Below are 18904 nucleotides of genomic sequence, written 5' to 3'. Positions count from 1 at the left end.
ACAGCGGCTGACCTTCCTCGACAACAGGCACAACGGGTACTTGCACAGTGGCGTGCAATTGCACAACCCTGTGCAATGTACGACCTTGCACAGGGCTGTGCAAGTCGAGAAGGTGTGCACAATGACTGCCATGACCACGGGTAACCCCAGCCGCGCCGACACCAACCGCCGCCGCATCCTCGACGTCGCCCTCGCCGAGCTGCTGCGCGACCCGGACGCCTCGATGGACCAGATCGCGCGCGCCGCCGGTGTCGTACGGCGCACGGTGTACGGGCACTTCCCCAGCCGGGAGGCGCTGATCGGCACGCTCGTCGACGAGGCGGTGCAGGTGCTGACGGACGCGGACCTGTGCGCCCGGGACGACGGCGCCGGACCGGCCGACGCGGTGGCCCGTTCCGTGCTCGCGGTGTGGGAGATCGCCGACCGCTACCGGCTGCTGGTCGCGCTGGCCCAGCGCACGGTCACCGTCCAGGGCATCCGCGACCGCCTCGCCCCCTTGCGCGAGCAGAAGACACAGGTGCTCCAACGTGGCCTGGACGAAGGGGTGTTCAGCTCGCCGCTGCCCGCCGCCGCGCTGGCCTTCGTGCATGAGCAGCTTCTTTTCGCGGTCATGGAGGCGGTGAACGAGGGGCTGCTTCCGCCCGAGGAGGCGGGGCCGGCGGCGGCGGTCACCGCGCTCACGGCGGCGGGCGTACCGAGCGACAGGGCACGGGAGTTGGTGGCGCGGGCGGGCGAGACGGCATGAAAGACCGGCCGCCCGGCCCCGGTTCAGGCGGGGTCGGGCGGCCGGCGACAGAAGGCCCCTCAGACGGGGGCCGGAACTCCCGTCACGCCTTGGCGAGTTCCTTTCCGCCCGCTTCCTCCTCCGCCGAGGGCCGCCCCTCGTCCAGCAACGTCGTCTCGTCGAACGGCAACTCCCCCGCGAGCACCCGCCGCACCCGCTCCGAGTCGATCTCCTTCGTCCACGTACCGATCAGCACCGTGGCGACCGAGTTGCCCGCGAAGTTGGTCAGCGCCCGTGCCTCGCTCATGAAGCGGTCGATACCGACGACCAGCCCGATCCCGTCCACCAGCGCCGGCTTGTGCGACTGGAGTCCGCCCGCGAGCGTGGCGAGACCGGCGCCGCTGACCCCCGCCGCGCCCTTGGACGCCAGTAGCAGGAACAGCAGCAGCGGGATCTGCTCACCGAGCGACATCGGCGTACCCAGCGCGTCCGCGATGTAGAGGGACGCCATGGTCATGTAGATCATGGTGCCGTCGAGGTTGAAGGAGTACCCGGTCGGCACGGTGATGCCCACGACCGCCTTGCTGACACCGAGGTGCTCCAGCTTGGCGATGAGCCTCGGCAGCGCGGACTCCGAGGACGAGGTCGACAGGATCAGCAGGAACTCACGGGCGAGGTACTTCAGCAGCGAGAAGATGTTCAGCCCGGAGACGATGCGCAGCAGCGCGCCGAGTACCACGAAGACGAACAGCACGCAGGTGACGTAGAAGCCGAACATCAGCACGGCGAGGCTCTTGAGCGCGTCGATGCCCGACGAGCCGACGACGGCCGCGATCGCGCCGAACGCGCCGATGGGCGCGGCCCACATGACCATGGCCAGGATGCGGAAGACCAGCCGCTGGATGTGCTCGATGCCGCGCAGTACGGGCTGTCCGGCCGCGCCCAGCGCCTGCAGCGCGAAGCCCGTGAGCAGCGCGACCAGCAGGGTCTGCAGGACCTGGCCCTCGGTGAAGGCGGACACGAAGGTGACCGGGATGATCGAGAGCACGAAGTCCACCGGGGGCAGCGCGTCGGCGGACACCTGCGCGTGGCCGCTCTGGCGGAGCGCGGCGGTCAGGTGCAGGCCCTCGCCGGGGTGGAGGACGTTGCCGACGACGAGGCCGATGGCGAGCGCCACCAGCGACATCACGGTGAAGTAGCCGAGCGCGATGCCGCCGACCGCGCCGACCTTCGCGGCCTTCCGTACGGAGCCGATCCCGAGCACGATCGTGCAGAAGATGACCGGCGAGATCATCATCTTGATCAGGTTCACGAAGCCGGTGCCGAGCGGCTTCAGCTCCACCCCGGCGTCGGGCCAGATCAGGCCCACGGCGATGCCGAGCGCGACCGCCACGATGACGGCGATGTACAGGTAATGGGTACGGTCCCGCTTCACGGCGGGGGCGGCTGGTGCCGTACCGGGGGTGCTGGCGGCCACGACTGCTCTCCTTGACGTCTTCGTCGGCATGACCGGCGTGCGGCTCACGTCCGGGCGTTGCAGGGGATCGCGGAGACTATCTCCCGCCGTGTGAGGGCGGTCACCCTTCCGTTCATTTAGTTCACGCCCGAACGGACAGGCACACTGCTAGGCATGCGCGCCCCCGCCCTCCCCCGACCCCGCAGCCTGGCGGGCCAGCTCTTCGCCATGCAGGCGGTGCTGGTCGCGGTGGTGGTGGCCGGGTACGCGCTGTTCACCTACGTCAGCGACCAGCGCCAGGCGCGGGACGCGGCGGAACGCCAGGTCACGGCGGTGGCCCGGTCCATCGCGGACGCGCCCTCGGTGCGGGCGGCGATCGGTACGCCGGACCCGTCGGCCGAGCTGGAGCCGTACGCGCTGCGGGTGATGCGGGACGCCGACGTCGACTTCGTCACGATCATGGACCCGCGGGGCATCCGCTGGACCCATCCGACGCGGGACGAGATAGGCCGGCGCTTCCTCGGCCGGACCGGGCCCGCCCTGCGGGGGCACACCTTCACCGAGACGTACACCGGCACGCTGGGCCCGTCCGTGCGCGCGGTGACACCGGTGACGGACGGGGGCCGGGTGGTGGGTCTGGTGAGCGCCGGGATCAAGGTGGAGGCGATCAGCGCGCGGGTCCAGGACCAGGTCACGGCGCTGCTCGGGGTGGCGGGGGCGGCGCTGCTGCTGGGGGCGGTGGGTACGTACGTGATCAACGCGCGGCTGCGGCGGCACACCCATGGGATGAACGCGGCTGAGCTGAGCCGGATGCACGACTACCACCAGGCGGCGCTGCACGCGGTGCGCGAGGGGCTGCTGATGCTGGACGGGGCTTACCGGGTGGCGCTGATCAACGACGGCGGGCGCGAGCTGCTGGGAGTCGGCGGCGAGGTGGTCGGCCGCTCGGTCGCGGAGCTGGGGCTGCCGGGGCCGCTCACCGGGGCGCTGCTGTCCTCCGAGCCGCGGGTGGACGAGGTGCACCTCACCGCGTCCCGCGTGCTGGTGGTCAACACCTCGCCGGTGTCCGGCGGGGAGCACCGGGGTACGGTCGTGACGCTCCGGGATGTGACCGAACTCCAGTCACTGATGGGTGAGTTGGACTCCGAGCGGGGGTTCAGTCAGGCGTTGCGGTCGCAGGCACACGAGGCGGCGAACCGGCTGCACACCGTGGTGTCGCTGATCGAGCTGGGGCGGGCCCAGGAGGCGGTGGAGTTCGCCACGGCCGAGCTGGAGCTGGCGCAGACGCTCACCGATCAGGTGGTCGCGGCGGTGGGCGAGCCGGTGCTGGCCGCGCTGCTGCTGGGCAAGACCGCGCAGGCGCACGAGCGGGGCGTGGAGCTGGTCGTCTCGCCCGAGAGCCGGCTCGACGACGGCGTACTCCCGCCGGACCTCGCGGTGCGCGACCTCGTCACCATCCTGGGCAACCTGATCGACAACGCGGTGGACGCGGCGCAGGGCAGCGCGGGGGCACGGGTCACGGTGACGGCGTACGCGGCCGGGGAGGCGTTGCTCCTACGGGTGGCGGACACCGGCCCCGGCGTCGACCCGGCCCACGCGGACCTGGTCTTCCGGCGCGGCTTCACCACCAAGCCGGCCGGGCCGGGCGGGCGGGGCCTCGGCCTGGCGCTGGCCCGGCAGACGGTCACCCGGCTCACGGGCACGCTGACGGTGGCGGAGGCGGAGGGCGGCGGGGCGGTGTTCGAGGCACGGTTGCCGCTGGGGCCGCCGGCGGATGACGAAAACACCCGAGCGTTGGGACGCAGCAGGACGCCGGGAGGCGGCACATGACCCCCGACCGGCCCCCCATCCGCGTCCTGGTCGTAGAAGACGACCCGGTGGCGGCGGACGCCCACGTCCTCTACGTCGGCCGCGTACCCGGCTTCATAGCCGTCGGCCAGGCCGGCACCGGCGCCGCCGCCCGCCGCGCCCTGGACCGCACCCCGGTAGACCTCATCCTCCTCGACCTGCACCTCCCGGATGTCCACGGCCTTCAACTAGCCCGCTCCCTCCGCGCGGCGGGCCACCAGGCGGACGTCATCGCCGTCACCTCGGCCCGCGACCTGGCGGTGGTCCGCGAAGGCGTCTCGTTGGGCGTGGTCCAGTACGTCCTGAAACCGTTCACCTTCGCCACCCTCCGCGACCGCCTCCTCCGCTACGCCGACTACCACGCGGCGGCAGGCGAAGCGAGCGGCCAGGACGAGGTCGACCAGGCCCTGGCCACCCTCCGCACCCCCACTCCCCCCACCCTCCCCAAGGGCCTGAGCGCCCCCACCCTCCAACGCGTGACAGCCGCCCTACGCACCACCCCCACCGGCCTCACCGCAGCAGGCGTAGCCGAATCGGTAGGCATCTCCCGCATCACAGCCCGCCGCTACCTCGAACACCTCGTCACCACAGCCCGAGCAACCCGAAGCCCCCAGTACGGCCAGGTAGGCCGCCCAGAACTGATCTACCGCTGGCTGTCGGAGGAGGAGGGAAGGGGCCGCTGAGCCCGGCCCCGAGCCTCAACTCCCTTGCGCGCGGGGCTTCTGACCCGCACCCGGCTCAGCGATCATCGGTCCCATGACTCTCGCCCAGAGCCACTTGGCCATGTCGAACGACTTCGCGGCCATCATCAGCGCCACGATGGCCGCCCTCCTGCTCCTGCTGATCGCGGAGTTCCAGGCCGGGGTGCGCAGCAACGCGGCGATGGCCACTGCCCTGGCGGAGAAGTACGCCGACGCCGTCAGGGACAGCTTCTTCGAGTTCTGGTCGGGCACGCCCCTCGTCCCGGAGGACAAGAGGCGCGTCGACCGTGAGCTCGCCCGCTACCGGGAACTGCGCCGCACGTCCCAGCGCCGCGTCATCTGGCAGTACCTCTTCGTCCTGGCCGGTGTGGCCCTGGTCTACGGGCTGGTTCGAGTGATTCTCTGGGCGCCGCACCCCGAGAAGGAGCTGACGACGGGAGCCTGCGTCGCCGGGACGGCACTGCTCGCCACGGCCGGGAGCTTCGTCCTGATCGTGGCCGGCTTCATCGCTCGCTTCGTCGGCGCGTACCGGTTCCGCGAACTGCAGAAGGGCATCGAACTGGCGGAGCTGTACGGCATCCCCGACGCGCGGGACGCGCTGGCGCTGCATCGGCGGTGGGAGGCGGAAACGGGAGGGGCGCCGTCGTTGCGGGGGTTGCCCGCGCTGTTGACGGCGCACCTGGACCTCGATCGCATCCTGGGGCGGCTGCGATAAGGGCGGCTAGAAGACCGACTCCGCCTCGTCCATGCGGGACACGGGGACCGTCTTCAGTTCGGTGACCGCTTCCGCCAGTGGGACCATCGCGATGTCCGTGCCGCGGAGGGCGGTCATGCCGCCGAATTCGCCTCGGTGGGCGGCTTCGACGGCGTGCCAGCCGAAGCGGGTGGCGAGGACGCGGTCGTAGGCGGTGGGGGTGCCGCCGCGCTGGATGTGGCCGAGGATGACCGGGCGGGCCTCCTTGCCGAGGCGGCGCTCGAGTTCGTAGGCGAGGGCGGTGCCGATGCCCTGGAAGCGCTCGTGGCCGAACTGGTCGATGTCGCCCTTGCCGTAGTCCATCGTGCCGTCGAGCGGGTGGGCGCCCTCGGCGACACAGACCACGGCGAACTTCTTGCCGCGCGCGAACCGCTCCTCGACCATCTTGACCAGGTCGGCCGGGTCGAAGGGCCGCTCGGGCAGGCAGATGCCGTGCGCGCCGGCCGCCATGCCGGACTCCAGCGCGATCCAGCCCGCGTGCCGGCCCATGACCTCGACGACCATGACCCGCTGGTGCGACTCGGCCGTGGTCTTCAACCGGTCCATCGCCTCCGTGGCCACGCCCACCGCGGTGTCGAAGCCGAAGGTGCGGTCGGTGCCGGAGATGTCGTTGTCGATGGTCTTCGGCACACCGACGACCGGCAGCCCCGCGTCGGACAGCATCCGGGCCGCCGTCAGCGTGCCCTCGCCGCCGATCGGGATCAGCGCGTCGATGCCGAACTCCTGGGCCATGTCGGTCGCCCGCTCGCACGCCTCGCGCAGCCGGTCCCGCTCCAGGCGGGAGGAGCCGAGGATGGTGCCGCCGAGCGCGAGGATGCCGCTGACCGCGTCCAGGTCGAGGGTGCGGTAGTGGCTGTCCAGCAGCCCCCGGTAACCGTCCTCGAAACCGATGACCTCGTCGCCGTAGTGCGCCACGGCGCGGTGCACGACCGACCGGATCACGGCGTTCAGGCCGGGGCAGTCGCCGCCTGCGGTGAGAACTCCGATGCGCATCGTGCTGTGTCTCCTGCTCGCTGTGGGTACCGGTGAGCCGCTCCGATTCTTTCACGCCCGCCGAACGGCCGACGACCACCGCCCCCACCAGCACCGAAAGGCCCCCACCATGCTGACGGGCGCCTTATCCAGGCCCGGAGGTATTGTCAAGAGGGTTCCGCTCACCTCGGGTGGGCGATTTTTGTGAGAGCAAGGATCGGAGAGCACGCGTGACACGCAGCGTGTACGTGACCGGGATCGACCGGGGCGACGGCCGTCAGGTCGTCGACCTGGGCGTCATGGAACTGCTGACCCGGCAGGTCGACCGGGTCGGGGTGTTCCGCCCCCTCGTCCACGACGGCCCCGACCGCCTCTTCGAACTGCTGCGGTCCCGCTACCGCCTCCAGCAGGACCCCGCCACCGTGTACGGCATGGCCTACCAGGAGGCGTCCACGCTCCAGGCCGAGCGCGGCACCGACGAACTCGTCTCCGCCCTGGTCGACCGCTTCCACCGGGTCGCCCGCGACTACGACGTGGTCCTCGTCCTCGGCACCGACTTCGCCGACACCCAGCTCCCCGACGAGCTGGCCCTCAACGCCCGCCTCGCCAACGAGTTCGGCGCGTCCGTGATCCCGGTGGTCGGCGCCCGCAAGCAGTCCGCCGAGTCGGTGCTCGCCGAGACCCGCAACGCCTACCGCGCCTACGCCGGCCTCGGCTGCGACGTCCTCGCCATGGTCGCCAACCGCGCCGCCCGCGAGGACCGCGACGAGATCGCCGGCCGGCTCACCGACCGCATGCCGGTCCCCTGCTACGTCCTGCCCGACGAGCCCGCCCTCTCCGCGCCGACCGTCTCCCAGATCGCGGCGGCCCTCGGCGCCAAGGTGCTGCTCGGCGACGACTCGGGCCTCGCCCGCGACGCGCTGGACTTCGTCTTCGGCGGCGCCATGCTGCCCAACTTCCTCGCCGCCCTGACCCCCGGCTGCCTGGTCGTGACCCCGGGCGACCGCGCCGACCTGGTCGTCGGCTCGCTGGCCGCGCACAGCGCCGGCACCCCGCCCATCGCCGGTGTGCTGCTCACCCTGAACGAGGTGCCCAGCGAGGAGATCCTCACCCTGGCCGCCCGCCTCGCCCCCGGCACCCCGGTGCTCTCGGTGGCCGGCACCAGCTTCCCCACCGCCGGGCAGTTGTTCTCGCTGGAGGGCCGGATGACGGCCGCCACCCCGCGCAAGGCGGAGACCGCGCTCGGCCTGTTCGAGCGGTACGTGGACACCGCCGACCTGGCCCGCCGGGTCTCCGCGCCCAGCGGCGGCCGGGTCACCCCGATGATGTTCGAGCACAAGCTGCTGGAGCAGGCCCGCTCCGACAAGCGCCGGGTCGTGCTGCCCGAGGGCACCGAGGAGCGCGTCCTGCACGCGGCGGAGGTGCTGCTGCGCCGGGGCGTGTGCGACCTCACCCTGCTCGGCCCGGTGGACCAGATCCGCAAGAAGGCCGCCGACCTCGGCATCGACCTGGCCGACTGCCAGTTGATCGACCCGGCCACCTCCGAGCTGCGCGACTCCTTCGCCGAGAAGTACGCCGCGCTGCGCGCCCACAAGGGCGTCACCGTGGAGCTGGCCTACGACGTGGTCTCCGACGTGAACTACTTCGGCACCCTGATGGTGCAGGAGGGCCTGGCCGACGGCATGGTCTCCGGCTCGGTGCACTCCACCGCGGCCACCATCCGCCCGGCCTTCGAGATCATCAAGACCAAGCCGGACTCCGCGATCGTCTCCTCGGTCTTCTTCATGTGCCTGGCCGACAAGGTGCTGGTCTACGGCGACTGCGCGGTCAACCCCGACCCGAACGCCGAGCAGCTCGCGGACATCGCGGTGGAGTCGGCGGCGACGGCCGCACAGTTCGGCGTGGAGCCGAGGATCGCCATGCTGTCGTACTCCACCGGCACCTCCGGCTCCGGCGCCGACGTGGACAAGGTGCGCGAGGCCACCGAGCTGGCCCGCGAGCACCGGCCCGACCTGAAGATCGAGGGCCCGATCCAGTACGACGCGGCCGTGGACGCCGCCGTGGCCGCGACCAAGCTGCCCGGCTCGGAGGTGGCAGGACAGGCCAGCGTGCTGATCTTCCCGGACCTCAACACGGGCAACAACACCTACAAGGCCGTCCAGCGCTCGGCCGGGGCGATCGCGGTCGGACCGGTTCTCCAGGGCCTGCGCAAGCCGGTCAACGACCTCTCGCGTGGCGCCCTGGTGCAGGACATCGTCACCACGGTCGCCATCACCGCGATCCAGGCGCAGGCGCCGACCGAAAGGGCTCCCCAGCAGTGACCCCCACCCGTGTACTCGTCCTCAACTCCGGCTCGTCCTCGCTGAAGTACCAGCTCCTGGACATGCGGGACAGCAGCCGTCTCGCGGTGGGCCTGGTGGAGCGGATCGGCGAGCAGACCTCCCGGCTGCGCCACACCCTGGTGGCCACCGGCGAGAGCCGTGAGCAGAGCGGGCCGATCGCCGACCACGAGACCGCGCTGAAGTCGGTCGCCGAGGAGCTGGCCCGCGACGGCCTCGGCCTGGACTCCCCCGAGCTGGCCGCGATCGGGCACCGGGTGGTGCACGGCGGGATGTTCTTCACCGAGCCCACCGTCATCGACGACTCGGTGCTCACCGAGATCGAGCGGCTGGTCCCGGTCGCCCCGCTGCACAACCCGGCCAACCTGACCGGCATCCGTACCGCCACGGCGCTGCGCCCGGACCTGCCCCAGGTCGCCGTCTTCGACACCGCGTTCCACACCTCGATGCCGGAGTCCGCGGCGCGGTACGCGATCGACCCGAAGATCGCCGACCGGTACCGCATCCGCCGCTACGGCTTCCACGGCACCTCGCACGCCTATGTGTCGCGGGAGACCGCGCGGCTGCTCGGCAAGGCACCGGAGGAGGCGAACGTGATCGTGCTGCACCTGGGCAACGGCGCGTCCGCCTCGGCGGTGGAGCGCGGCCGCTGCGTGGACACCTCGATGGGGCTGACCCCGCTGGAGGGGCTGGTGATGGGTACCCGGTCCGGTGATCTGGACCCGGCGGTCATCTTCCATTTGGCCCGGGTCGGGGATATGTCCATGGACGAGATCGACACTCTTCTCAACAAGAGGAGCGGTCTGTTCGGTCTGTGCGGGGACAATGACATGCGGGAGATCCGGCGCCGCGTCGACGAGGGCGACGAAGCGGCGGCCCTCGCCTTCGACATTTACATTCATCGCATCAAGAAGTACATCGGCGCCTATTACGCCGTACTCGGACAGGTGGACGCGGTGGCGTTCACGGCCGGGGTCGGGGAGAACGCGGCGGCCGTGCGTGCCGCGGCGGTCGCGGGCCTTCAGGGCCTTGGCCTGGCGGTGGACGAGGAGCTGAACGCCGTACGGTCCGACGACGCCCGGCTCATCTCGCCCGCGTCCGCGCGGGTGGCCGTCGCCGTGGTGCCGACCGACGAGGAACTGGAGATCGCGACGCAGACCTATGCGCTGGTCGGAAAGAAGAGCTGAGCATTACACCGGAGTAACACGCCTGAGCGCCTGTCCGCCCATTTGCATCGTGTGTATCGTCCGCCGGATCTTCCGCCGGCCGGAATATTCCGCAGTGAAACAAACCGATAGGATCGCCTCATGCGCCGTTCGAAAATCGTCTGTACTCTCGGCCCCGCGGTCGACTCCCACGACAAGCTCGTCGCCATGATCGAGGCGGGCATGAATGTGGCCCGGTTCAACTTCAGTCACGGCACCCACGCCGAGCACCAGGCGCGGTACGACCGCGTCCGGGCCGCCGCCAAGGAGACCGGGCGCGCCATCGGCGTCCTGGCCGACCTCCAGGGCCCGAAGATCCGGCTGGAGACCTTCGCCGAGGGTCCGGTGGAGCTGCAGCGCGGTGACGAGTTCGTCATCACGACCGAGGACGTGCCGGGCGACAAGCACATCTGCGGTACGACCTACAAGGGCCTGCCGGGTGACGTCTCGCGCGGCGACCAGGTCCTGATCAACGACGGCAACGTCGAGCTGAAGGTCGTGGACGTCGAGGGTCCGCAGGTCAAGACGATCGTCATCGAGGGCGGTGTCGTCTCCGACCACAAGGGCATCAACCTGCCCGGCGCGGCCGTCAACGTGCCCGCGCTGTCCGAGAAGGACGTCGAGGACCTGCGCTTCGCCCTGCGCATGGGCTGCGACATGGTCGCCCTGTCCTTCGTCCGCGACGCCAAGGACGTGCAGGACGTCCACAAGGTGATGGACGAGGAGGGCCGCCGGGTCCCGGTGATCGCCAAGGTGGAGAAGCCGCAGGCGGTCGAGAACATGGAGGACGTCGTGATGGCGTTCGACGGTGTGATGGTCGCCCGTGGCGACCTCGCCGTCGAGTACCCGCTCGAGAAGGTCCCCATGGTGCAGAAGCGCCTGATCGAGCTGTGCCGGCGCAACGCCAAGCCGGTGATCGTGGCGACCCAGATGATGGAGTCGATGATCACCAACTCCCGGCCGACCCGCGCCGAGGCGTCCGACGTGGCCAACGCGATCCTGGACGGCGCGGACGCGGTCATGCTGTCGGCCGAGTCCAGCGTGGGCGCGTACCCGGTGGAGACCGTCAAGACGATGTCGAAGATCGTCAAGGCGGCCGAGGAGGAGCTGCTCTCCAAGGGCCTCCAGCCGCTGGTGCCGGGCAAGAAGCCGCGTACGCAGGGTGGTTCGGTGGCCCGTGCGGCGGCCGAGATCGCCGACTTCCTCGGTGGCAAGGGCCTGATCGCGTTCACCAAGTCCGGTGACACCGCCCGCCGGCTCTCCCGCTACCGCGCGGCCCAGCCGATCCTGGCCTTCACCACGGACGAGGGCACCCGCAACCAGCTCACGCTGAGCTGGGGCGTGGAGTCGCACGTGGTGCCGTTCGTCAACACCACGGACGAGATGGTCGACATGGTCGACCAGGAGCTGGCCAAGCTGGGCCGCTTCAACGACGGCGACACGGTCGTCATCACCGCGGGCTCGCCCCCCGGTGTCCCCGGCACCACCAACATGGTCCGGGTGCACCACGTCGGCGGCGGCGACCGCAACTGACGCACCCCGACAGGACCGTGGCCCGGTTCCCCTCGCTGAGGGGGACCGGGCCACGGTGTTGTGCGGCTCCCGAACGGGCTTTTGTGGTACGTCAGTCGGCGTACTGGTGCAGCTTGGGGATGGTCAGCGTGCCGCCGAACTGGGCGGCCTGCTGGACGGTGACGTCCGTGAAGTAGATCAGCGGGATGTTCAGCGGCGGCGGGCTGTCCGGGCTGAAGGTGATCGGGATCAGACCGAACAGCTTGCCCGAGATGCTCTCGGTGTACATGGTGGTGTCGCCGTCGCGGATCGTGGACGTCGTGCCCTTGCCGGCCTGGACGTGGTACGTCTTGCCGGACGCCTTGTCCTTCACCGTCTGGTGCAGGTCGCCGATGTCGGTGCCGTCGGAGATGACGTACTTCAGCACCTTCTTGACCTTGCCGCTCGCGGTCCGTACCTGGACCACGCCCTGGTAGTCGGCGCCCTTGAGCAGCAGCGAGCTGGCGTTGAGGTACCAGGGGTCGTCGGCGAGGAGCTGCTTGTTGTCGATGCCGCCGACGTCGTCCGTGGCCTTCTCGCAGTCCTCGGCGGCGTCGGAGGCGCTCGCGGAGGGGCTGGGGCTCGTGGAGGCGGAGGTGCTCGGCTCGGGGGTCTCCTCGGCCTTCTCACCGGCCTTCGCGGAACCCTTTTCCGAGCCCTTGGCTCCCGCTGCGGGCGCGTCGGCCGCCTTGTCCTCGTCGCCCTTGGCGGGAGCCGAGGAAGAGGGCGCCGGGGTGGTGGACGCGGACGGCGCGGGCTCTGTCGCGGAGGGCGTCGGAGTCGCGGACGGCGTACCGGCCTTCTTGCCGCCGGTCAGTACGTCCCCGATCGCGTCCCCGATCGTCCCGAGCAGACCGCCGTCGGCGCCCTTGGAACTCGCGGACGGCGAGGGGGTGTCGGCGGGGGTGTCCTTCGCGGCCGGCGGCTGCGCGGAGGGCGCGGCCGCGGGCTTCGACGCGGAGGAGGAGGAACCGGTGGCGGACGTACCGCCCTTGTCGTCGCCGGAACCTGAATCCGGCGAGGACGCCTTGCCGTCACCCTCGTCCGCCTTGTCCCCGGCGGACGCCGAGGGGCTGGGCGTGGCCGAGCCGGTGCTCTCGCTCGCGGACGGCGAGGGGCTCGCGGAGGTGCCGTCCACCGTGCCGCCCAGCGCCTCGACGCAGTCCTTGTAGTCGGCCGCCTTCTGGCTGTTGGAGGCCGGGGTGCCGCCGCCGCTGTCGGCGATGGCGAGCGTGGACGTGAAGCCCATGCCCATCAGTACCGCCGTCGGCATCGCCACGGAGGCGATGGCCTTCCCGGCCGGCATGTGGAGCCGGGTGAACAGCAGCTTCTTGGGGGCCGCGTGGCGTGGCCCGGTTCTCGCACGGGACCCGTCCACATCGGGCCCGTGGGTCACCTCGTCAGCCGGCACTGTGCCTCCCGTTCGCCTCGTTGGCCGGGCTCGTTCCTGACAGGTCCATCGGCGCGCTCACCGGCTCCTCGCCGCGCGGGGCGGGGACGCCGTACCGGCCGGACTCCTCCGCCTTGGCCGCCGGACCGGGCGTCCAGGCGATGCCCATCGCGCCGCCCACCATGGAGAGCAGGAAGCCGATGACGAAGCCGCCGAAGTTGGACACGGGGATGGACACCAGCGCGAGCAGGATCGCCGCGACGCCCGCGAACACCCGTACATGCTTCTGGAACCAGAGGCTGATGCCCAGCACGATGAGCAGCACGCCGATGATCAGCGAACCGGCTCCGGCGGTGGTGGCCATCGCCACCGTCAGATGACCGATCTGCAGATGGGCGTACGGGAAGTACATGATCGGAAAGCCGCCGAGCAAGACGAACAGACCGGCCCAGAAAGGCCGGGCGCCCCGCCAGGCGCGGAACTGCAGCCTCCGGCGGGTGAACTGGCCGGGTGCGGCGGCAGGAGTCTCGGCGCTCATGGAAAACAGCTCCCTGGTGCGGCATTGCTGTGGTGGAGATGTGGGCCGCGGATGAAGCAGCGGCCGGAGAGTGGACGGGCGGGGGAGTCAAGGCTCCCCCGCCCGTCAGGCAGTGCCTAGTAGCACTCGGCCTTGGTGCCCGTGGACAGGCCCATGTGCAGACCGTTGAGCTTGAAGGTTCCGGCGGTGGTGGCCCACGCCGTCTGCTTCACATCGGTCAGCTCGGCCGAGGTCGCCTCCTGGGCGAACCCGTACGGGTTGGCCTGCTTGTTGGCGATCTCACCGCTCTTGATGCCGGGACCCTTGAGGTCCTTGCCCGCGACACCGATGTTGATGTCGTGGAACGTGGCGTCAGCGCCCAGGTCCTCGACGTCGATGTACAGGTTCTCGGCGGCGACCTGCTTGTCGGGGTTGGTGCTGTCGCCCGCCGTCAGCCGCAGCGTGACGGAGCCGATCCCCGGAATGCCGGGGGTGACGACCGACTGGCACATCTTCTGGATCTTGGCGCTGGAGAACGCCGAGACCGCCACCGGATGGGCCGTCTTCTCGCCACTCAGGGTGTAACCCGAGTCGATCGCGCCGTACTGCGAAAAGCCCTGGCCGTTGAGCGTCTTCGCGGTCACCTTGAACGACTGACCCGACACGCTGAACGACGCGGCGAGAGCACCCTGCGCGAGGGCGACGCCTATCACGGCCGTAGCGGCGACGCTGGGCACCATGACCACAGCGAAGCGCTTCCATCTGGTCCCGCCACGCACCTGGGACTCCATATTTCCTCCTTCTCGGACGTACATCTCCTGTCCCGGAATCGCCCCAGCGGGCGGCTCGGCCGGGCAGGGATGGGAGAAGTGCTACGTCCTCGGGAAGGGGAGCGCCCTCGCTCGACGGCACGAACCCGCGCCCGAACAACCGGCGTTCACCCCCGAGCGACAACCACTGGTCGCGCCTGACGCACATCACGCACAACCTTCGGGACAGGCTCCACCGGGACGGTGAAGACCCCCCTGCCCCAGAGCCGGCGCCACTGCCGCCGGCTCTGCTCGGTGGGGACCCAGAGTCTCCCGCTTCCCGGCCGGGTGCCGGGGTGCGGAAATGGACCGAGCGTGGCCGATCGTGGTGCATTCTCGCCGCCCGCACAAGGGGCGCCGTTACCGGCTAGTAACGGCGCGATAACCGAACAACGACCCAGCGGTCTCGGAGCGCGACAGACCGTGCCATCAGTGGGCAGAGCAAAGCCGTTGATCCTCGGGCGAAGCCGGACAGATCAACGGCTGTGACTTACTCGGAGTAACAGCAGGCTGGTTTACCAAGTTTTGGTAAAGCGTGATCACTCATGCACCAGACCGGCCATTCGGCGAACCCGGCATCACGCGCATCGCGCCCCGACGCGGCGTCAGAACAGCGCCCGCGCCAGGGCCCTGCGCGCGGCCACCACCCTCGGGTCGTCGGCGCCCACGACCTCGAACAGTTCCAGCAGCCGGCGACGCACCGCGTCCCGGTCGTCGCCGGCGGTACGGGCCACGGTGTCGGTCAGCCGGCCGAAGGCGTCCTCGACATGACCGCCCACCAGATCCAGGTCGGCGGCGGCGATCTGGGCCTCCGCGTCCGCCGGCTTCTCGGCCGCGTCCTTGCGCACCCGCTGCGGGTCCATGCCCTGCACCCGCTGGAGCAACTCGGCCTGCGCGAGGCCGAGTTTGGCCTCGGTGTTGGCCGGGTCGTCGGCCAGCACATTGCGGTACGCCTGGACGGCACCGCCGAGGTCACCCGCGTCCAGCGCCGCCACGGCCGCGGCCAGCAGGGCGTCGTACGGCCCCTCCGGCACCTCGGCGGCGGGGGCGGCGCCCGGAGCGGCGTCCGGGTCGACGGTCAGACCGGTCAGGCCGAAGCGCTGCTCGGCGACCTGGATCAACTGGTCGAGGGTCTCCCGGATCTGCTGCTCGTCGGCCGCGCCCTGGAAGAGGGGCAGCGCCTGTCCCGCGACGACCGCGAAGACGGCGGGAATCCCCTGGACCCCGAACTGCTGCATCAGCATCTGGTTGGCGTCGACGTCGACCTTGGCGAGCAGGAAGCGCCCGTTGTACTCGACGGCCAGCCGCTCCAGCACCGGGCTGAGCTGCTTGCAGGGCTGACACCATTCGGCCCAGAAGTCGATGACGACCGGGACTTCGGCGGAGCGCTGGAGGACTTCGCGCTCGAAGCCCGCCTCATCGACGTCGATGACGAGGTCGGCCGGCGACACCGCGCCCGCGCCGCCGTGCCGGGCGGCTTCGGCGCGCGCCTGCTCCGCCTTGGCCTTGGCCTCCTGGGCCGCCTTCACCGCGGCGAGGTCGACGACGCCGCTCATGGACATGTTCCGTGGCTGCATGCGTCTATCCTCCCCCGTTCCGGCGTATGAAGGAAAAAAACGATCGTGGTCGGCGATCGCGCTCGGCGCCGGGTCCCCACCCGCGCCAGTGGTCATCACTCGTGTACGTCCGTCACGAGCTTTCGCTACGAGTCGTAGCGTAATAGCAGTGGGGGGTTCCGCGACAGCGGTTTCCGGTGATCTCCCTCACGACATGCTGAGGTGCCCGGATAGTGTCCTCTTCATGCAGAGCCGCACTCCCGCCAGTCGTACCGGGCGCCCGCGCAGCGCCGCCGCGGATGCCGCGATCCTGGCCGCGACGCGGGAAGGGCTGGTGGAACTGGGCTGGTCCGGGCTCACCTTGTCGGACGTGGCCGCGCGGGCCGGGGTGGCGAAGACGACGCTCTACCGCCGCTGGTCGGGCAAGCACGAGCTGGTCGTGGACGCGGTGGCGGAGCTGTTCGACGAGCTGGCGCTGCCCGACCGGGGCTCGCTGGCGGCCGACATCGAGGGCGTGGTGCTCCAGTTCGCGGCGATCCTGGACCGTCCGGAGGCCAAGTGCGGGCTGATGGGCGTGGTCGCGGAGTCCACGCGGGACGACGCGCTGCGGGAGCGGGTGCGCACCTCGATCGTGGAGCGGCAGAAGCGGCTGGTGCTGGCCGGGCGGGCGCGGGCCCAGGAGCGGGGCGAACTCCCGCCGGAAGCCGACCCGGAGGAGTCCGCGCGCACGGTCGACCTGATCTTCGACATGGCGGCCGGCGCGGTGGTGCACCGCACCCTGGTCAGCGGCAAACCGGCGGACGAGGAGTGGGCGCGGGGCTTCACCCACATCCTCCTCCTGGGCCTCACCACCCCGCTCCCGAACCTCACCCCGCCGGGTGAACCGGTGAGTTGACGCGGGTCAGAACCCGGCCGGCTCGGTGTACACCCCCCACTCGTCGCGCAGCACCCCGCAGATCTCGCCGAGGGTGGCCTCCGCGCGTACCGCCTCCAGCATGGGCTCGATCATGTTGGCGCCGGAGCGGGCGGCGCCGAGCATGGCGTCGAGCGCCTTGCGTACGGCCGTGTCGTCGCGGGCGGCCTTGCGGTCGGCCAGGACGCGGACCTGCTCGCGCTCGACCTCGTGGCTGACCCGGAGGATCTCCAGGTCGCCGGTGACGGAGCCGGTGGCGACGTTGACGCCGACGACCCGCTTCTCACCCTTCTCCAGCGACCGCTGGTAGCGGAAGGCGGACTCGGCGATCTCGCCGGTGAACCAGCCGTCCTCGATGCCGCGCAGGATGCCGGAGGTGATGGGGCCGACGGGGTGCTGCCCGTCGGGGTGGGCCCTGAGGCCCCGCTCCTTGATCTGCTCGAAGATCTTCTCGGCGTCCGCCTCGATGCGGTCGGTGAGCTGCTCGATGTACCAGGAACCGCCCAGCGGGTCCGCGACGTTGGCGACGCCGGTCTCCTCCATCAGCACCTGCTGCGTGCGCAGCGCGATCTCCGCGGCCTGCTCGCTGGGCAGGGCGAGGGTCTCGTCCAGGGCGTTGGTGTGCAGCGAGTTGGTGCCGCCGAGCACGGCCGCGAGCGCCTCCACGGCGGTACGGACGACGTTGTTGTACGGCTGCTGCGCGGTCAGCGAGACCCCGGCGGTCTGGGTGTGGAAGCGGAGCCACTGCGCCTTGTCGGTCTTCGCCCCGTACACGTCCCGCATCCAGCGGGCCCAGATGCGGCGGGCGGCGCGGAACTTGGCGATCTCCTCGAAGAAGTCCACGTGGGCGTCGAAGAAGAAGCTGAGGCCGGGGGCGAAGACGTCCACGTCCAGGCCGCGGGAGAGGCCCAGCTCCACGTACCCGAAGCCGTCCGCGAGGGTGTACGCCAGCTCCTGCGCGGCCGTGGCCCCGGCCTCGCGGATGTGGTAGCCGGAGACGGAGAGCGGCTTGTACGCGGGGATGCCGGCCGCGCAGTGCTCCATCAGGTCACCGATGAGGCGGAGGTGCGGCTCGGGCTGGAAGAGCCACTCCTTCTGGGCGATGTACTCCTTGAAGATGTCGGTCTGGAGCGTGCCGTTCAGCACCGCCGGGTCGACGCCCTGGCGCTCTGCGGCGACCAGGTACATGCAGAAGACGGGGACGGCGGGGCCACTGATCGTCATCGAGGTGGTGACGTCACCGAGTGGGATGCCCCCGAAGAGGACCTCCATGTCGGCGGCCGAGTCGATGGCCACCCCGCAGTGCCCGACCTCGCCCAGCGCGCGCGGGTCGTCGGAGTCGCGGCCCATCAGGGTCGGCATGTCGAACGCCACGGACAGGCCGCCGCCGCCCGCCGCGAGGATCATCTTGTACCGCTCGTTGGTCTGCTCCGCGTTCCCGAACCCGGCGAACTGGCGGATGGTCCAGGTCCGCCCCCGGTACCCGGTCGCGTGCAGCCCGCGCGTGTACGGGTACTCCCCCGGCCAGCCGATCCGCTCGAACCCCTCGTACACGTCCCCGCTCCGCGGCCCGTACACCGGCTCGACCGCGTCCCCCGACAACGTACTGAAATCCGCGTCGCGCTTCCGCGCGCGGTCATACCGACCCTGCCACCGCCGGCGGCCTTCTTCGATCGCGTGAGCGTCCATACCATCGAATTTACTTGGACGTCCTAGTAAATGTCGATGGCTGGCCGCGTTCTGCGGCCGAACGGGTGTACCAGCCGTCCGGTGATGTCGGTCTCCCCGCGTCCGGGGACCGGGAGGCGACCCGTTACGCTCGATGCCATGAAGAGGAGCGTCCTGACCCGTTACCGGGTGATGGCCTATGTCACCGCTGTGCTGCTGCTCGCCCTCACGGTGGGTGTCATCGGGAAGCGGCTGCTGCACCTGGACGGGTTCGACGGCTTCGTCACCGGCGTCGGCATCGCCCACGGCTGGCTGTACATCGTCTACCTGGTCTTCGCCTTCGACCTCGGGTCCAAGGCCAAGATGCCGCTGGGCCGCCTGGCCTGGGTCCTGCTCGCGGGCACGATCCCGACCGCCGCGTTCTTCGTCGAGCGCAAGGTGACCCGAGAGGTCGAGCCCCTGGTCATCAAGGCCCCGGAGCCCCAGACCGCGTCGGCCTGA

General features: G+C 70.6%; 16 protein-coding genes. 9 read left to right on the top strand and 7 right to left on the bottom strand.

Annotated features, from left to right (window positions below; genetic code table 11):
- Nucleotides 1–130: 130 nt before the first annotated feature.
- On the top strand, nucleotides 131–745 hold the full coding sequence (locus E5083_RS04150; protein ID WP_208753948.1) for a TetR/AcrR family transcriptional regulator: 615 nt from the start codon (nucleotides 131–133) through the stop codon (nucleotides 743–745).
- 82 nt (nucleotides 746–827) lie between these two features.
- On the opposite strand, the gene E5083_RS04145 is transcribed toward E5083_RS04150, so the two are convergent.
- Nucleotides 828–2231, bottom strand: coding sequence for a cation:dicarboxylate symporter family transporter (locus E5083_RS04145; RefSeq protein WP_135784422.1), 1404 nt, complete (start codon nucleotides 2229–2231; stop codon nucleotides 828–830).
- A gap of 123 nt (nucleotides 2232–2354) precedes the next feature.
- Between E5083_RS04145 and E5083_RS04140 the strand changes: the two genes are divergently transcribed.
- The 3 genes from E5083_RS04140 to E5083_RS04130 all read left to right on the top strand — a co-directional run bounded on the left by E5083_RS04140 (nucleotide 2355) and on the right by E5083_RS04130 (nucleotide 5444).
- Nucleotides 2355–4010 (top strand): sensor histidine kinase, encoded by a 1656-nt coding sequence (locus E5083_RS04140; protein ID WP_135784182.1) that lies wholly within the window; start codon nucleotides 2355–2357, stop codon nucleotides 4008–4010.
- Nucleotides 4007–4711 carry a response regulator gene (locus E5083_RS04135; protein ID WP_135784181.1) on the top strand — a complete coding sequence of 235 codons (705 nt, stop codon included), beginning with the start codon at nucleotides 4007–4009 and terminating at the stop codon, nucleotides 4709–4711. The genes E5083_RS04140 and E5083_RS04135 overlap by 4 nt, the downstream gene beginning before the upstream one ends.
- Nucleotides 4712–4784: 73 nt before the next feature.
- A complete protein-coding gene (locus E5083_RS04130; RefSeq protein ID WP_135784180.1) occupies nucleotides 4785–5444 on the top strand; it encodes a hypothetical protein in 660 nt (219 codons plus the stop codon).
- Nucleotides 5445–5450: 6 nt separating this feature from the next.
- Here E5083_RS04130 and E5083_RS04125 read toward each other — a convergent pair whose 3' ends face one another.
- Nucleotides 5451–6476: an ATP-dependent 6-phosphofructokinase gene (locus tag E5083_RS04125; RefSeq protein ID WP_135784179.1), complete on the bottom strand. Its 1026-nt coding sequence runs from the start codon at nucleotides 6474–6476 to the stop codon at nucleotides 5451–5453.
- Between the two features lie 209 nt (nucleotides 6477–6685).
- Between E5083_RS04125 and pta the strand changes: the two genes are divergently transcribed.
- The 3 genes from pta (at nucleotide 6686) to pyk (ending at nucleotide 11532) form a co-directional block, all read left to right on the top strand.
- The gene (gene pta / locus E5083_RS04120) at nucleotides 6686–8776 is read left to right on the top strand and encodes a phosphate acetyltransferase (protein ID WP_135784178.1); all 2091 of its coding nucleotides are present in this window, start codon (nucleotides 6686–6688) and stop codon (nucleotides 8774–8776) included.
- Nucleotides 8773–9981 (top strand): acetate kinase, encoded by a 1209-nt coding sequence (locus E5083_RS04115; RefSeq protein WP_135784177.1) that lies wholly within the window; start codon nucleotides 8773–8775, stop codon nucleotides 9979–9981. The genes pta and E5083_RS04115 overlap by 4 nt, the downstream gene beginning before the upstream one ends.
- A gap of 120 nt (nucleotides 9982–10101) precedes the next feature.
- Nucleotides 10102–11532 (top strand): pyruvate kinase, encoded by a 1431-nt coding sequence (gene pyk / locus E5083_RS04110; protein ID WP_135784176.1) that lies wholly within the window; start codon nucleotides 10102–10104, stop codon nucleotides 11530–11532.
- Nucleotides 11533–11623: 91 nt separating this feature from the next.
- Here pyk and E5083_RS04105 read toward each other — a convergent pair whose 3' ends face one another.
- The 4 genes from E5083_RS04105 to E5083_RS04085 all read right to left on the bottom strand — a co-directional run bounded on the left by E5083_RS04105 (nucleotide 11624) and on the right by E5083_RS04085 (nucleotide 15843).
- Nucleotides 11624–12961 (bottom strand): hypothetical protein, encoded by a 1338-nt coding sequence (locus E5083_RS04105; RefSeq protein ID WP_135784175.1) that lies wholly within the window; start codon nucleotides 12959–12961, stop codon nucleotides 11624–11626.
- Nucleotides 12951–13478 carry a DUF6114 domain-containing protein gene (locus tag E5083_RS04100; protein ID WP_135784174.1) on the bottom strand — a complete coding sequence of 176 codons (528 nt, stop codon included), beginning with the start codon at nucleotides 13476–13478 and terminating at the stop codon, nucleotides 12951–12953. The genes E5083_RS04105 and E5083_RS04100 overlap by 11 nt, the downstream gene beginning before the upstream one ends.
- Before the next feature lie 116 nt (nucleotides 13479–13594).
- The gene (locus tag E5083_RS04095) at nucleotides 13595–14248 is read right to left on the bottom strand and encodes a DUF6230 family protein (RefSeq protein ID WP_135784173.1); all 654 of its coding nucleotides are present in this window, start codon (nucleotides 14246–14248) and stop codon (nucleotides 13595–13597) included.
- 623 nt (nucleotides 14249–14871) lie between these two features.
- Nucleotides 14872–15843 (bottom strand): tetratricopeptide repeat protein, encoded by a 972-nt coding sequence (locus E5083_RS04085; RefSeq protein WP_135784172.1) that lies wholly within the window; start codon nucleotides 15841–15843, stop codon nucleotides 14872–14874.
- Between the two features lie 223 nt (nucleotides 15844–16066).
- On the opposite strand from E5083_RS04085, the gene E5083_RS04080 reads away from it, so the two are divergent.
- Nucleotides 16067–16717: a TetR/AcrR family transcriptional regulator gene (locus E5083_RS04080; protein WP_135784171.1), complete on the top strand. Its 651-nt coding sequence runs from the start codon at nucleotides 16067–16069 to the stop codon at nucleotides 16715–16717.
- A 6-nt stretch (nucleotides 16718–16723) separates the two neighbouring features.
- Here the strand turns inward: E5083_RS04080 and icmA are convergent, their stop codons facing one another.
- Nucleotides 16724–18424, bottom strand: a complete 1701-nt coding sequence (icmA, locus tag E5083_RS04075) for a coenzyme B12-dependent isobutyryl-CoA mutase large subunit (protein WP_135784170.1) — start codon at nucleotides 18422–18424, stop codon at nucleotides 16724–16726.
- Nucleotides 18425–18562: 138 nt separating this feature from the next.
- Here icmA and E5083_RS04070 point away from each other — a divergent pair, with 138 nt between their 5' ends.
- The gene (locus E5083_RS04070; RefSeq protein WP_135784169.1) at nucleotides 18563–18904 is read left to right on the top strand and encodes a DUF3817 domain-containing protein; all 342 of its coding nucleotides are present in this window, start codon (nucleotides 18563–18565) and stop codon (nucleotides 18902–18904) included.

This window comes from Streptomyces bauhiniae (assembly GCF_004784475.1).
Classification (GTDB): Bacteria; Actinomycetota; Actinomycetes; order Streptomycetales; family Streptomycetaceae; genus Streptomyces; species Streptomyces seoulensis.
This window is presented reverse-complemented; position numbering and strand designations above follow the sequence as displayed.